The organism is Nocardia wallacei (assembly GCF_014466955.1).
Taxonomy (GTDB): Bacteria; Actinomycetota; Actinomycetes; order Mycobacteriales; family Mycobacteriaceae; genus Nocardia; species Nocardia wallacei.
The window spans coordinates 4,447,212-4,461,440 of the sequence record NZ_AP023396.1 but is presented as its reverse complement, the minus strand read 5'-3'; the positions used below and the strand labels follow the sequence as shown (position 1 = coordinate 4,461,440).

The 14,229-nt window shown below is 66.1% G+C and carries 15 protein-coding genes; 1 reads left to right on the top strand and 14 read right to left on the bottom strand.

Annotated elements, in window-relative coordinates; all coding sequences use genetic code 11:
- Positions 1–73 precede the first annotated feature (73 nt).
- The 6 genes from NWFMUON74_RS19635 to NWFMUON74_RS19610 all read right to left on the bottom strand — a co-directional run bounded on the left by NWFMUON74_RS19635 (position 74) and on the right by NWFMUON74_RS19610 (position 4,976).
- Positions 74–235: a hypothetical protein gene (locus NWFMUON74_RS19635; RefSeq protein ID WP_187683320.1), complete on the bottom strand. Its 162-nt coding sequence runs from the start codon at positions 233–235 to the stop codon at positions 74–76.
- Positions 236–1,198: 963 nt separating this feature from the next.
- Complete coding sequence (locus NWFMUON74_RS19630) at positions 1,199–2,101, bottom strand: NYN domain-containing protein (protein ID WP_187683319.1); 903 nt, start codon at positions 2,099–2,101, stop codon at positions 1,199–1,201.
- 136 nt (positions 2,102–2,237) lie between these two features.
- Positions 2,238–3,242 (bottom strand): hypothetical protein, encoded by a 1,005-nt coding sequence (locus NWFMUON74_RS19625; protein ID WP_187683318.1) that lies wholly within the window; start codon positions 3,240–3,242, stop codon positions 2,238–2,240.
- A 32-nt stretch (positions 3,243–3,274) separates the two neighbouring features.
- Complete coding sequence (locus NWFMUON74_RS19620; protein WP_187683317.1) at positions 3,275–3,766, bottom strand: hypothetical protein; 492 nt, start codon at positions 3,764–3,766, stop codon at positions 3,275–3,277.
- Positions 3,766–4,131: a hypothetical protein gene (locus NWFMUON74_RS19615; RefSeq protein ID WP_187683316.1), complete on the bottom strand. Its 366-nt coding sequence runs from the start codon at positions 4,129–4,131 to the stop codon at positions 3,766–3,768. Before NWFMUON74_RS19615 ends, NWFMUON74_RS19620 begins: the two co-directional genes overlap by 1 nt.
- 35 nt (positions 4,132–4,166) lie before the next feature.
- On the bottom strand, positions 4,167–4,976 hold the full coding sequence (locus NWFMUON74_RS19610) for an SAM-dependent methyltransferase (protein WP_232110455.1): 810 nt from the start codon (positions 4,974–4,976) through the stop codon (positions 4,167–4,169).
- Between the two features lie 326 nt (positions 4,977–5,302).
- Here NWFMUON74_RS19610 and NWFMUON74_RS19605 point away from each other — a divergent pair, with 326 nt between their 5' ends.
- A complete protein-coding gene (locus NWFMUON74_RS19605; RefSeq protein ID WP_187683315.1) occupies positions 5,303–5,764 on the top strand; it encodes an NUDIX domain-containing protein in 462 nt (153 codons plus the stop codon).
- Between the two features lie 39 nt (positions 5,765–5,803).
- On the opposite strand, the gene NWFMUON74_RS19600 is transcribed toward NWFMUON74_RS19605, so the two are convergent.
- From NWFMUON74_RS19600 to NWFMUON74_RS19565, 8 genes are all read right to left on the bottom strand, one after another.
- Positions 5,804–6,646, bottom strand: a complete 843-nt coding sequence (locus NWFMUON74_RS19600; protein WP_187683314.1) for a nucleoside hydrolase — start codon at positions 6,644–6,646, stop codon at positions 5,804–5,806.
- A 137-nt stretch (positions 6,647–6,783) separates the two neighbouring features.
- Positions 6,784–8,256, bottom strand: coding sequence for a B12-binding domain-containing radical SAM protein (locus NWFMUON74_RS19595; protein ID WP_187683313.1), 1,473 nt, complete (start codon positions 8,254–8,256; stop codon positions 6,784–6,786).
- Positions 8,222–9,025, bottom strand: coding sequence for a DNA glycosylase family protein (locus NWFMUON74_RS19590; RefSeq protein WP_187683312.1), 804 nt, complete (start codon positions 9,023–9,025; stop codon positions 8,222–8,224). The genes NWFMUON74_RS19595 and NWFMUON74_RS19590 overlap by 35 nt, the downstream gene beginning before the upstream one ends.
- Before the next feature lie 10 nt (positions 9,026–9,035).
- Positions 9,036–9,707, bottom strand: a complete 672-nt coding sequence (locus NWFMUON74_RS19585; protein ID WP_187683311.1) for a dTMP kinase — start codon at positions 9,705–9,707, stop codon at positions 9,036–9,038.
- A 67-nt stretch (positions 9,708–9,774) separates the two neighbouring features.
- A complete protein-coding gene (locus NWFMUON74_RS19580) occupies positions 9,775–10,125 on the bottom strand; it encodes a hypothetical protein (RefSeq protein ID WP_187683310.1) in 351 nt (116 codons plus the stop codon).
- A gap of 109 nt (positions 10,126–10,234) precedes the next feature.
- Positions 10,235–11,101 carry an SAM-dependent methyltransferase gene (locus NWFMUON74_RS19575; RefSeq protein WP_187683309.1) on the bottom strand — a complete coding sequence of 289 codons (867 nt, stop codon included), beginning with the start codon at positions 11,099–11,101 and terminating at the stop codon, positions 10,235–10,237.
- Positions 11,098–12,405: a cytochrome P450 gene (locus NWFMUON74_RS19570; protein ID WP_187683308.1), complete on the bottom strand. Its 1,308-nt coding sequence runs from the start codon at positions 12,403–12,405 to the stop codon at positions 11,098–11,100. Before NWFMUON74_RS19570 ends, NWFMUON74_RS19575 begins: the two co-directional genes overlap by 4 nt.
- 69 nt (positions 12,406–12,474) lie before the next feature.
- Positions 12,475–14,100: an FAD-dependent monooxygenase gene (locus NWFMUON74_RS19565; RefSeq protein WP_232110454.1), complete on the bottom strand. Its 1,626-nt coding sequence runs from the start codon at positions 14,098–14,100 to the stop codon at positions 12,475–12,477.
- Positions 14,101–14,229: the final 129 nt, after the last annotated feature.

Here is a 14,229-nt window from a genome sequence, read left to right as displayed (position 1 = left end):
TGAGCACGAGGAGACACCGTAGCCACGGACAGCTGTACTCGGCCCCGGAATCACAACAACAACAATCGACTGGCTAGAGACCGCCGACTTTCACGCGCATCGGTACGCGATCGCGCCCGAACCCGTTCGGCGCGACGGTGGGGATGGCTTTGGACAGATCGACGAGGACGGGCATCGGAGGGTCGACCACTCGGCGAAGCGATGGGGTGAACTCGTCAGGCCAGGTCTCGAACATAGATTCGAATCGTAATGGCTGTTGCTCCGTTTCTGGCGGGCGAGGCGCCCCAGGTTGTTCCGAGTCGAGAGAACGGGGCCGTATGCAAGGAGAACTGCACTTGCCCGCCATGCAGCGCAGTGGAATCTGCGAATCGCGGAAAGCTGGAAAGCTGGATTTACCGAACTGCAGAATGCTAGCATCCTCGCACGGAGGATTTAGATACATTGGATGCTCCGGAACCGTGCAGAAGCGCGGCCACTGCGGACACAGTGACCGCGCCCATGGTCAGAGGAGACTATGCAGCAAGATCGCAAATGTCGTCCACCTGACCAGCATGAGTGCATAGCGATAGGGAATCTCGGCGGTGACCGAAATTACCGCCGAGGCTCTCTGCACTCTCGCTGCTCCTCCTTTCGTTCTCCTCGTCATCTCACCCCCTCTCTGGGGCCGTGTCCTCGCAAACTGCGTCAGCGGATGACCCTGAGGATGTGCGCGGACGCCAATAACCTGGCCTCCGGCAGGAGACAGAATAGCCGCGACGAATGGATTTCGCGGATTTACTACATTCGACCAGTTCACGCTGTCGCGTGTCGCCTCGGCGTGTCGAGACAGCCTACGATAAACCACTACCGTGAAGGCCCCGCCTTATCGATGGTGCTCCCAAGGACCTTGGCCTCGTGGTCGAGAGCGGAGCACTCCGATGTTGTACCGATGAATGGCGATGCGCGACATGCGGGCTCGCCTCAGCGTGCATATCGACGTAGTGGTCTTGTCCAGAGTCAGTCGACCGGACGGGCCGCCTTGGGTTGGGCATCGGCGGACGGCCCGCCCGGCCTTGACTTCCCTCAAGAGATTTGGGGGAACACCGCGACCTCATGCGTCCCCGGACCGCAGACACCGCCGAGCCGACCCGGCGTGCGTCGTTGAGAAGTTCGGCCCGCACACTGCGGAAGTTGACGCGACCAGCGCGTCGTGCTGGGTTTATGGGTGGTTTGGTTTGTTGCGGAGGAATGTTCCGGCGCCGGGGCGTTCGGTGACTTCGAACAGGCCGCATTGTTTGAGGTACCGGCCGGGTCTGTTGCCGAGTTCGCCGTTGAGGGTGGTTTTGAGGGCGGGGTTGTTGTGCAGGCGCAGGCACACAGTCGACAGGTTTGCCCAGCCTTGTTTGTCGGCGGCTTTGGTCACGAGCGCGCGCAGTTGCTCGGTGGCGCTGGCCGACAGGCCCGTAGCGTTGCCGGTCCGCGTGGTTTTCGTCTTGGTGGTGTGCGTGGGCGGCGTGGTCGTCGCCGGTGGTGTGGTCGCGGCGTGGGCGGGCGTCGGGAAGGGGTGTTGGGGTGGTGTGGGTGGGGCGAGGTCGTCGATGGTGGTGAAGTGGTCGCAGGCGTTGCGGAATGGTGCGGAGGTTTTGCGTTCTCCGATGCCGTAGACATGCAGGCCGTATTCGCGGAGCCGGATGGCCAGGTCGGTGAAGTCGGCGTCGCTGGTGACCAGGACGACTGTTTGCAGGTCGGTGGTGTGTGCCAGGTGGATCGCGTCGGCGATCAGCACATGGTCGGAGCAGTTCTTGCCTGGTGAGAAGGCGATGGCGTCGATGCGGCGGATCGCGTGGGCGAGCACCGCGTGCCGCCATCCCGCCAGGTGCGGGCGGTCGAAATCGCCGTAAGCCCGTTTGATCCGTATCGGTCCGTGGTCGCGGGTCACCGCGGCGAGCACCGCGCCGATCTTCCCCGGAGCCACATTGTCGGCGTCGATGAGCACCGCGACACCACCACAACGGCGACCGGCGGCTCGGTCGGGCGGCGGCAGCATCGTCTCGCGCCGGGCTGGGGCCCGACGACCAGGACGGGGGGAGAGGATGCCGCGCAGCCATCGCTTCGAGGACACGTCAGTACGATACCGGCAATCAGGGAGATCGACTGCGGGACAGAATATTCCGCACCAACGACGGCGGCCTCGCTTCGGCTGCCGCTGCGGCGGAGACGATGTCGGATACGGGTCGGTGACAAGGCAGGCCCGGATGTCAGTCGCGGGTGCGTTCGATTCCGCGTTCTCGTCCGCGTTCGTCGCGTCCGCCGCGGCTGGATCCGGCGTGTGGTGGCTCGCGGTGGAGTGGCTCGGCGCCGGGTGTGGCACGCCCGACGATGAGCAAGTCGGCGATCTCGGGACCGCCACGGACCACCCGGCCGGCCGCGGCGGCCTCGCGAGCTTGCTGCCGGAATGCGGCGAGCCGCTTGGCGGCGTCGCGTTGCCGCTGACGTTCGGCTTTGTCCACCGCTTCCTGAGCGAGCCGCGCTCGCGCCTGCGCAGCGGCCTCGTCGGCTGCCTCCCGCGCCTGAACCCGTCCGGCGTCCTTCTCCTCGCGGTCGCGGCGCAGCACCTCCGGCAGGCGGAACTCGCGGATCACCCGTTCGGCTGCTTCGCGTTCCACTCGCTGCCGGGCTTCTCGCGCTTCCCGTTCGGTCCTGGCGCGGTCTTCCTTGGCTTGTACTTCTCGCTGGCGGACGATTTCGCGGATGTTGGCGAGTCGTTTGCGGGCGCGGTCGGCGCGGGACAGTTGATAGCTGCGGACCAGTTCCAGCTGCTGGGCCGCGAGGCTTCTGCCGAGTTCGAGGGCGCGTAGCGCGTCGGCTCGGGAGATCACTTCGTGGTGGAATCTGCCGGGGAAGTCGCGGGCCATCTGCTGGAGTTCGTCGCGGACGGTGCGCGGGACCTTCTCCCCGGCGACGGTTTCCCATCCGCTCTGCGTCAGCTGCCCGGTCCGCAGCGCGGCCCGTTCGCGGCGCAGCTGTTCCAGAGTTTCGCGTTCGTGGACCCGCCCGGATTTCCGTTCCCTGCTCCGGACGCCTCTGCCCTCGGTGCGAGCCGAATCCAGGCGCCGTATATTGCCGCCGACGTTGATCTCGAACTGGCGCACCCATCCCTTCTCCGGCGTCTCGCCGCGGATGTGCGCTCGCCCGAGTTCGAAGTACAGTCCCCGCTCATAGTTCGACAGATTCCGGCGTGCAGCATCGTAGTCGTCCGGCACGACACACCCCCCGTTTTTTCCGTTTCCGCCGGTTACACGGCGGTCCCGGCCTTCTGAATGCTGTACTCGACCATGCGCGGGCCGTAGTTCTTCATGAACAGTTCTTCTGCCAGTGACACCGGAGCTTCCCCCGCGCCCGATTCCGGGAAATGCACGACGGGCCCGAAATCGGCATACAGCGGCGGGCAGGCAGCGTCAGCAGGCCGGTTCGCCCACGCCATGCCGGGGTGCTGCCGCAGGCAGCATTCGCCCAGGAACCGCACCAGCTGGTCGGCGCACTCGCGCTGGTCCGGCGACAGGAACCCCGCCCAGTCCCCGAACCGGTCGACCGCGGCTTCGAGGATGCGCACCAGCAGCGGCGAGGCCCACCACGCATCCGACGCATAATCGGCGATACCGGGAACCGTGTCGGTGAGAAACGCCCGCACTTTCGATTCCATCAGGGCAGGCTCGACCCACTCGAGAAAAGCCTGCGTCTTCTCATCGAACTCGATCGCGAAACCGAGCTGATCATCGTCACCCATCACAGACATTTCCTTTCTCCCGACAAACCCCCACCGGCACAACGATATCCGTGTAACCCGACACGACCATGACAGCACAACACACGGACCGCTTTCCCACTGCTTGTGCGATTGTGGCGGTGTGTCGGCCGGTACCAGCGGTTGAGCCGGATGGTGCGGGCCCGGTCGGCGTGCAGGGTCAGCTCAGCCCTAAAGCCGAGACAGTCGGTGTCCGGGATGATCCACCATCGGCGCGGGCTCGTGAACGTTTCCCAGGTCAGCGGCGCGCGGTCGGGCGTGTGGTGCAGCACGCCCTCCGCAGCCACCTCGTACAGGGTCTCGTCCAGCACCAGGCCGGGCGCAACGACCACCGGGGACATGGACATGTCTTTCCCTTCAGTAGCAATGGATTGGAGCGACGTCATGGTTTTCTGCCGATGGCGGCGTAGCAGCCGACCTTGGCGTCCAGGGTCGTGAGGGTGTCGTCGTCGGGGTCGTCAACGGCGATCAGGTCGGGCCGCCACCGGGGCAGCGGCACCACGCCCGGGTCCACGAGGTCGAGTCCGGTGAAGAACCTGCTGATTTCCTCGCGGCTGCGGAATTGGCAGGGGATCTCGCCGCTGCGGTAGATGTCCTGGACCTTGTCGAAGCTCTCGCGGTCGAAATCCGGTGTGGCATGAGAGATCACGAGATAGCTGCCGGAGGGGACGGCGTCGAGCAACGTGGCGACGATGTCGTAGGGCTTGAACTCGTCGGGGACGAAGTGCAGCAGCGCGATCGAGCTGACCGCAATCGGTTTCTCGTCTCGGAGCAGGTTTCTCACCGCGGCGGCGGTGAGGATCTGGTCGGGCTCGGTGACGTCGGCGTGGAGGTAGGCGGTGGTGCCTTCCGGTGTGCTGGTCATGAGGGCGCGGGCGTGGGCGAGCACCATCGGGTCGTTGTCGACGTAGACGATGCGGGCGTCGGGGTGGATCTGCTGGGCGATCTGGTGCAGATTCGGCTCGGTGGGGATGCCGGTGCCGATGTCGAGGAACCGCCGGACCCCCGCGTGGGCAAGGTATTTCGTGGCCCGATGCATGAACCCACGGTTGTGGCGGGCGGCCAGCCGCACGGACGGAAACACCCTTTCCACCTGAGCGGCCTGGTCACGGTCGACCTCGTAATTGTCCTTGCCGCCGAGAAAGTAGTCGTACATGCGGGCCGAATGGGGAAAGCCCGTTCTGAGGTCCACGATGGTGCAGCTCCTTCCGGGAAGAGGTAGACGGGGTCAGGGGTGACGCCAGGTGCAGGACAAACCGAGCAGGGCGGGCAGCCAGCGCCGGAAGCCTCGGTAGTCGGCGGTCTCGGCACCTGGGCCGGGAATCCAGCCGGGTCGGCATATCCGGCCCATCGGCGACGAACACGATCGGCATCCGCGCCAGGTGCACACCGGTTTGTCGGTTTTCGTTGTCTGGTGGTCGGCGCGCGGAGTCGCGACACGCTTCGCTGGTGCGGTGTCGGGTGGTCGGGCGGCGTAGTCTTTCGCGCGACCACCGAGCACTTCAGGAGTTGCCTGCGATGGCGGATCGCCACTTGATCGATGTGCACGTTCTGCTCACCGATGCCGATGACCGGCTGCTGCTCACGCGCCGGGCGGGAGGCGATGTGTTCGCCGGACGCTGGCATCTGCCCTCGGGCAAGCTCGATAAAGACGAGCCGATCACCCATGCCGCGGCCCGGGAAGCCCATGAAGAGGTCGGTGTGATCATCGATCCGGTTGACCTGCGTGTTGTTCATGTCGCTCATGTCGCCGAGTCGGGACCTGAGCCGCGGCTCGGAGTTTTCCTTCATGCCGTCCGCTGGGCTGGTGAACCGGCCAACCTCGAGCCGGAGAAGTGTTCTGCGGTGCAATGGTTTTCGCTCGACGAGGTATCGGAGTTGGATGTGATCGAGTATCCGGCGGTCGGCATCCGCGCATTCCTGGCCGGGGCGTTCTCCTCGTTCAGTGAACATGGATGGCGGCTCCCGGTTCGGGTGTGACTGCGCGTTCGGATTCCGGGGTCGGCACGGTCGGTGTGGTCATGGGCATACGGTGTCGGTGAGCCAGTTCATGAAGGCCGGGTAGTCGACGGTTTCGCTGACCGGGATGGTCCGGCCGTGAGGGTCGCGGTAGAGGCGGACGTCCCGCTCGATTCGTATTCGTTCCTCGCCGAAGGTGATGAACGGCATCTGCAGGATTGCGGCGAGTGTCAGCGGGTCGCGCATCCAGCTGCCGGTGCGGTGGGTGAACCAGCCGTCGAAGTTCGCAGCGGCCATGGTCGCCCATGCTGGTGCGTCTGGTGCGGCGAATTGCTTGTACAGCAGCGAGTCTCGGGTGATCCGCGTTTGCGGGACTCCGGTGTGTTCGCTGAGTACCAGTCGCAGGTGGTGACACATCCGCAGCGCCACGCCGGCGGATCGTTCGTCGATGCGGAGGTTGTGTGAGGCTTTGTCGGGGTTGCGGTATCGGGTGGGGTCGAGCCATCCGCCCATTTGGGTGACCAGCAGCTGTTCGGCGAGATCCGGTGTGGATTCCAGGATTTCGGCGAGGTTGGTCATCGGCCCGCACCCCACCCAGATCACCTGTTCGCTGGTGTTGTCGCAGATGCCGCGGATGCCGTCGACGAGGTCGATCTTGGGCGGTTGCGGGAGTTCGTCGCGGGTCTGGGGGTCGAGGATCAGCTGGTCGTTGCCGAGGTCGACTCCCTCGATCACGGGGACGTCGGTGCGGCCGATCGCATCGAGCACGCCGCGCGCAGCTCGTGCGCGCCATCCGCCGACTTCGTCGGCCGTGACCACCACGAGATGCTGGATCGTTCGCGCGGCGGCGATGAGATTGGTGACAGCGTCGGGATCGAACAGCAGATCGGTATCCAGTACCACAGTCTGCCGATCGAAGACTGCACCGGTCGGAGGAGTCGTCGGCGACGTATCCGGTGGCGGCGCGACAGCGGCGCTGATAGCGCATGCAGGGGCCGGGGAAGGCAATGAGGGTCCTTTGGTAGCAGGGGCCGAGCAGCTCAGTGGTGGCTGCGGGCGTACTGGGTGCGGCTGAGGTAGGTGAGTTTGTCGCGGACGTGGCTGATCGGTGCGTCCGATAGCTGGATGCCGACGGAGAAGTTGAATTCGTCTCTGCCGTACATGGTTTCGTCGATCCCGTCGGCGGTGAGGTCGACCGGCGTGTAGTCGAGGAGTTGCTCGGCGGTGTAGCGGCCGGTGGCTATGAGCCGGGTCCATTCCGGGGTGCCCGGGTAGGGACGGAATTCGAACACGCTGGCCCGGAACGAGCCCGGGAGTTGGTCGGTGGCGTCCCACAGCTGGTGGATGAGGGTTTCGGTGTCGTCCATTTCCTGGGCGGTTTCGCCGGGGAAGCCGAGGATGAAGTAGCCCTTGACGTTGATGCCGCGGGTCAGCAGCCGCTGCACGACACGCACAGCCATGTCGGGGGTGATGCGTTTGTCGATGTAGCTCAGCACGCGTTCGTTGCCGGATTCGATACCGAGAGCGACTTCTCGTAATCCGCTGGCCGCCAATGTGTCCAGCATCGCGTCGGAGGTTCGGTCGAGTACGTTGATGCGGCCGGTGGCGTCCCAGCAGGCCCATTCGCCGATTCGTTCGCGGGTGAAGCCGTCCATCATCGTCTCGATGACCTTCTTCCAGCCGAGAAACAGGTCGTCGACGAACCGGAACGCGGTCACCTCGTGCTGCTCGCGCAGCTGGGTCATTTCCTCGATGATGTTGTGCGGCGTGCGGACTCGGATGGTGATGTCGGGGTTGGCGCTGACGGCGGCGCCGCAGAACGAGCAGTTGTAGGGGCATCCGCGAGCGCCGACCATGGTGGCTTCCCACCGGCCGTTGTCGAAGTGCGGGTCCTGGTGCAGGTAGGTGCGGTCGATGAACGGCAGCGCGTTGATATCCGGGGCGAGATGATGGTGCATGCCCGGCATTCCGCCGGTGACCGGGGTTTTCAGGATCGGATCCAGCCACATCACCCCGGGCAGCCGGGTGCGGTTGCGGTGATCGTGCAGCAGTTCCACCACTCGGGTCTCCGCTTCACCGAGCACCAGCGCGGCGCAGTGGCGCATGCGCGGGTCGGTGAGAATCGGGATGGGCATGGCTTTGGCCTGGTGGCCGCCGAGCATGACGAGGATGTCCGGGTCGAGACCGGCCGCGATGGTCGCGGAGATCTCGTAGGTGGGTGCCAGCAGGTTGAATCCTGCCCAGCGCGGCCGGGCCGTGTTCACCAGGTCGATGGTTTCGGTGATGCCCAGCCCGTGGGCCTCGGCATCGAGGACACCGACGTTGAACCCGTGCCGGGCGGCGTAGGTGGCGATGTAGCCCATGCCGATCACGGGCAGGGTGAAGTCGTTGACCCGCGGGCGGATCGCGTAGTCGCGCAGTGGCGCGTTCACCAGCAGCAGATCGATCCGGAGGTTCGGATCGGCTCCGGCGAGCAGGTCATGACGCGGCTGCGCGGTCGGTGTCTTTTCCATGGCTGATCCCCCATGCGAGTGTGAGAAGTGTCCACGCGGACAACTGGTTTCCCGCCATCTCTTCCCACGCGGCTTTGAACGCGGGTGCGCCCTGGGGCCACTGCCGGTCCGGATTGAGCCGCCGGGCCGCCGGTTGCAGGGCGATGTCGGAGTAGTCGTAGACGCTGAAGTCACCGGTGTAATCGGCGACGGCAGTCCGTGCCGTCCACCAGCCGACCCGCGGAATGGTCTGCAGTGCCGTGAGGAGGTCGGATGCCGGCAGGGCCTGCCAGCGGTCGCCGTCGTTGAGGTAGCACCGTGCGGCGTCGCGCAGTGCGGGCTTGGGGAATCCGGCTCCGGATTCGTGGAATTGCTCGTCGCTGAGGCGCAGGATCCGGCCGGGGTCGGGGAACTGCCACGCCGTCAATCCGTCCCGGGTGACCCGATCGCCGTAGTCGCTGCAGAACCGCTGATACCGTTTGCGCGCGTGACCGGCTTGGATCACCTGTCGCATGATCGCCGCCGACAGCGCATCCCACAGCGACGGGTTCGCCACGCGCACAACGGTTCCCGCGCCCTTGAGCGGGGAGACCAAATCATCGGGGCCAGCGAGCACCGCCGGGTCGATGGTGTCGACACGGAGTTCGGCGCCGCCGGAGTCGATCACGGTACCGCCGTCGGCATTGCGGCTGGCGGTGATCAGAATGGGCGTGCCGTCGACTGCCACGGCACGGTACCGGGTGCCGCTGTCGCTGGTGAGCCATCCGGGGTGGTCGGTCATCACGGTCATGCAGTTCTCCCTACGTCGCTGGCCGGGTCAGAACATCGTCGCCGAGCCGGGGCACGATCACGTTGGCCACGGCGAGCGCGGTCTCGCACGGCAATAGCTGCGTGCAATCGATCACCAGCACCGGCCACCCCTGCGCGCGGAGTTTGTCGGCGACAGCGTCGAACAACTCCAGCTCGCGGGCGGTGCTCGCCGGATCGGTCTCGAAGCGGCTGTGTGCGCCACGGGCACGTAACCGGGCGCTGATCATCCTCGGGTCGGCACGCAGAAACACCGCCGCATCCGGAGTCCGAACGCCGGTGTTCAGCGCCCACACGGTGTCGGGCGGTACTCCGTCGAGTACTTGCAGGACCAGCGATGACGGCAGATAGCGGTCGCACAGCACGACGTGGCCAGCGGCGAGTTCCGGTTCGATCTCGGTGGTCTGCTGGTGGTGGCGATCCGCGGCAACCAGGCACGCCAGCGCCATCCCGGTATAAGTGTCGGCGTGCGCGCGGACGAAGCCGCCGAGTGTGCTGCGGCTGGGCTGGCTGGTGGCATGCACCGGCACCCCCGCTCTGCGCAAGTAAACGGCGGTTTCGGTGACCGTGCTGGACTTGCCCACTCCGCCCGGCCCGTCGACGGTCACCAGCAGCCCGCTTTCGGAATTGCGGTGGATGACGGTGTGCGGTCGTGCGGCGGTCATCGGGTCCACTCCATCCACTTGTTCAGTTCGTTCGCCCGCCACACGCTCATCGCGCACGGTGCCGTAATCACAGTCCTGCCCTGCTGCTGGCGTGGATGTCGGCGGTGACTGCGGCGGTCACGGCCATGAGGTGCTCGTACGCGAGGGTTTGCGCGCGTGCCTGGTCGATGCCTGTGCGCCGCAGCACATCTACGGCGTCGCGGAAACCATTCGCCGCCTGGCCCAGCTGGCGGTGATCGGCGAGGTCGCTGGCCAGCGCGAGAGTCAGGGTGTACTCGGCGCCGTACTCACCCAACAAGGCCGTGATCAGCATCTCGATGCGGACGGGATCGAACAGAAGCACGCGTTCGGGGATGGCGGGAAGGCCGTCGGCAGAACTCCCATGAGATGAAACGCCCTCATGCTCTTTAGGTTTCACGGCACCTCCACCGGTCGGCGGGCTGACGCAGGCAGGTGCGCCTGGCTTGTCTCGTCGTCCGAACACGCCCCCGCCGCGACCACTGGGCGGGACCGCCTGCGACAGGTGCTCATGGGTGTGTCCTAAGTGTGTCGGGGTCCGGGATGCGGGCGAGCCCGCACAGGATCAGGCCGGCCTCGATCGGTAGGGGGGTCGCCGAGCTGAGCGGCGCCGGCCATGCGGTGAGGTCCGCGAGCCCTGGCTCGTGGAGTGTTAGTCCGTCGAAGCAGGCCGCGATCTCGGCGCCGGAGCGGAACCGGCCCGTGCCCACGAGCGCGGCGAAGTACTCTGCCAGCACGGTCGCGGTCCGGTGTGCGGGGTGGCGGGGGCCGGGGTCGGTGTAGTGGCTGACGGCGAGCCAGGATCCGGGAGCGAGCAGCTCGCGGTAGCGGCGCACGACCGTGGCGGGGCCGGGGTCGTCGGGGACATGCGACAGCGAGTCGGGCAGCAGCACCGCGATCGGCGTCGACCAGTCGATGAACGACCCGGCCGCACGCGCCCGGTCGAGCACGTCGGCCGGATCGGTGAGGTCGGCTTCGACAGCATGAACGTAGACGTTGTCGGCCAGCACGACCCGGTTGTGCGCGGTCGCCAGCGGATCCCGGTCCACATACACCACCTGCACGGGCCGGTTCCCCAATTCCAGCGCCGCCAGCTCGTGCACCGCGGACTCGCCGGAGACCGGGAGTCCCGCGCCGAGCACCAGGAACCGGTCTATTCCTCGCGCGGCGAGGTCACCTACCCGACGGCGTAGCCAGGCCCGGCTGGCCCGCACCGCCAGCTGCCAGCCCGGCGCATGCTGCGCCAGCAGCTGGCAGGCGTCGCGGTCGATCTCGTAATGATCCTTACCGCCGTAATACCAGTGGCTGTACATCCGGCACAGACTCGGACGCCCGACATCGGCCCCCACCGGATCCGCCACACTCGCCGCGGTCACGGGTTCTCCCCCGCGTAGGCGTAGAGGCCGGTGGACGGTCGTGACGTCGGCGTGAAGGCCACTGGCAGTGTGGTGAGTGCGCGGTGGAACGGTCCCGGCCGCCACACCAGCTCTTCGGCCGCGGCCGCGAGCTGGAGGTCGGGCAGGGCGTCGAGGAGCTGGTCGATGGCGTCCTCGGCGATCCGGAGCGCGACGTTCTGGGCTGGGCACAGGTGGGGTCCGGCGCTCCACGCCAGATGTGACCGGTTCCCGGTGCGGTCACCGGCCGCGATCGCCGGGTCGTTATTACAGGCGGCGAGGCTGATCACGACGGGCTGGTGCGCGGGCAGCCAGGTGTGGTCGATGAGGACGGGCTGGCGCGGGTATGTGGTGCAGAAGTTCGCCATCGGCGGATCGGTGAACAACACCTCATCCAGCGCCTCGCGGGTCGACAGGCTGCCCGACAGCAGGCCCCCGCCGAATCGGGAGTCGGTGAGCGTCAGCAGCACAGTGTTGGCGATCAGGTTCGACAAGGCTTCGACTCCGGCGCCGTAGAAACTCATCAGCTGCGCCACCACCTCGTCACCGGTCAACCCGGTGGCATGGCGAAGTATGATCGAGGCCATGTCCGGGCCCGGCTCGGAGTGCTTGGCCGCGACCAGATCCGTCAGCGCCTTCCGCAGGATCCGCATCGCCTCGGCGGCGCCGGATCCCGAGTCGAACCGGGCCGCCATCCCTTGCGCGATCTCGGTTCCGGTCTCTTCCGGGCACCCGACCAGCAGGTTCATGACCTGCACCACCAGCGGGTGCGCGTACTGGCTGATCACCTCCGCGGTGCCGTCGTCGAAGAAGGCGTTGATGAGCGGGACGGCGACTTGTTCGACCAGGTCGTGCAGGGCGTGGAGGTCGACCGCGTCGATCGCTGCCCGGGATGCTTCGCGGTAGCGTTCGTGCGCGCGGCCGGTGTTGTACCGGGCTGCCGGAAGCCAGCCCATCATCGCCAGCAACGGCGAATCGGCAGGCACCGACTGCTGCCAATTCCGGGGGTCGGACGGGAAATGCCATTCGTCGTGCAGGATCTCCACCGCGGTCCGGTACCCGAGCACCAGCGTCGCCGGTACCCCCGGCGCGAGGTCCACCGGCGCCAGAGCACCGAACCGGTCCCGCATGACCTTGTAGGCGGCGTGGGGATTTTGCGCGAAAGCCGGGTCGTGCAACGGGATTCGCTCCTCGGCGGTGCCGACCGGCGAGCCGTGCCCGAACGGGCACCGGCCGGACTCGGTCTCGGCCGGATGGTGATCAGGCGGTACGGGAGGTGTGGTCATCGGACGAAGCTCCAAAGATGTTGCGACAAAGGGTCATTCGGTCGCCATGCGAATTCGGCGACGGAAAGGTCAGATGAGCACGGTGCCGAGGTCGGCGAGCAGGGTGCCGCAGTCGGCTAGGCACACGCGCCCGGCCAGGTAGCCGTCCGGGCGGATCAGGCACGCGACATCGGAGTCGGCGCTTCCATAGAGGTCATGGACGTGATTGGTGTCGCTGAACACCGTGCCCGTGGGAGCCAGTTGGGTGTCCGGTGGGCACACCGAGACGGAGCGGACGCGGTCGCCGAAATGCTGCCGCATCTGCCGGACCAGCGCTTGGGTTTCCCACACCGATCGCGCCCGCCGGTGCACGGTCAGCAGCGTGTAGTTCGGATGATCCAGCATGTCGTGTATCCCGATCCGCGCGTTGATACCCACGTCCGGTGCACGGTCGCCTGCCGTCAGTCCCGCCAGCACGCGAGCACCGGCCGGGGTGGGGATGACGTCGCGATAGGTGTAGCCGAGCCCGGAGATCAGACTCGTGACCGACGTCTGAAACCCTGCGTTCTCCACCAGGGCGATGCGCTGTGTCACGGGTGTGTGGTGGTCCATGAGGATGGCGTGCAGCTGCGCGGCGACAGCCATTACCTGCGCGTCGGCGGGAACCCGTTCCCTCTCGTAGCTGTCGAGCAACGACGGGTGGGCTTTGCCGGTCAAGACCGCAGCGAGTTTCCAGGACAAGTTGATCGCGTCCAACATGCCGCAGTTGAGACCCATACCCCCCGCGATCGAGCGCACATTGCTGGCATCACCTGCAAGGAAGATCCGGCCGCTCCGATAATCGGCGCTCTGGCGACGGTACTGCTTGAACTCGGTCGCCCACGCCGGAGCCTCGAGCGTCACCTGGCCGGGGAACCACCTGTCGAACACCGCCTGCAGGTCACGGCGGATCGCGGCGACATCCACCGAGGCCGCCGCGGTCGCTTCGCCGGGCTCGCTGAACACCAACCGGGAACGGCCGCCGGGCAACTCGGTGACCATCAGCATCCCGGTCTTCGCGACCAGGTAGTGCAGGCGATCGTCGTCCAGCGGCAGCCCGCGCACCACCGCATCGGCCATCCGGGTCCGGCCTGCGTACTCGGTCCCGGCGAATTCCAGCCCTAGCTCTCTGCGGACAGTGGAATGCGTGCCGTCGCACCCGATCACATACTCGGCGTGTACCTCTTCGATCCGGCCGTCCGGCAACGCCAGTGTTGCGGTCACCCCGCCGCCATCAGGATCCGGTACCACCGAGATCAGGCGGGTACCCCACCTAACTAGCTGTCCCCGGGCCGCAAGTCGCCGACGCAGAATCGCCTCGGTCTGATTTTGATTGGACATCAGCACATGCGGAAAACGCGTATTGGTCAATCCGGTGAAATCGAGGCGTGCAGTCTTATCCGATTCCGCGAACAAATAATCCATAGACCGATGTACTCGCCCGTGCTCCATAAACGCATCGATCTCACCGATCCACGCCAGCCACTCCTGTACACGTGCGTGTACCGTGATCGCTCGAGTGGTCTCCTCCCAGCCCACGGCTCGATCGATCAGTGAGAACGGCACACCCCATCGCTCAAACTCGACTGCCGCTGCCAACCCCACCGGCCCCGCACCCACGATAAGAACCGGAACAGAAACGCAACCAGACACGGAAATCAACCTCCTGATTCGCATGAGCCAGCTCGGGTTAGCTATCTGAGGAATGGCTCAATTGAATGGAATTGCTGTTACTTAACACCAACGACGACGGCCCTGAATGTGTTGTCGGTCTTTCTCCTGTTGCGCAACGACTCAAGTCTCTGA